Origin of the sequence: Mesorhizobium delmotii (assembly GCF_900149755.1) — a bacterium.
Lineage (GTDB): Bacteria > Pseudomonadota > Alphaproteobacteria > Rhizobiales > Rhizobiaceae > Mesorhizobium > Mesorhizobium delmotii.
The window spans coordinates 1-225 of record NZ_FUIG01000014.1; the positions used below are offsets into that span (position 1 = coordinate 1).

The 225-nt window shown below is 66.2% G+C and carries 1 protein-coding gene; it reads left to right on the forward strand.

The window, feature by feature from the left end; translation table 11 throughout:
* A partial coding sequence (locus tag BQ8482_RS10155) for an alcohol dehydrogenase catalytic domain-containing protein (RefSeq protein WP_165848502.1) occupies nt 1–225 on the forward strand: 225 nt, incomplete at both ends.

Below are 225 nucleotides of genomic sequence, written 5' to 3' on the forward strand. Positions count from 1 at the left end.
ATCGTCTGCGGCCATTGCCGCAATTGCCGGGCGGGCAGGGGGCATCTGTGCCGCAACACGCTCGGCGTCGGCGTCAACCGGCCGGGCGCCTTCGGTGAATATCTGGCGATCCCGCAGCACAACGTCGTGCCGATCCCCGATGACGTGCCCGACGAGATCGCCGCAATCTTCGATCCCCTCGGCAATGCGGTTCACACCGCGCTGTCCTTTGATCTCGTCGGCGAG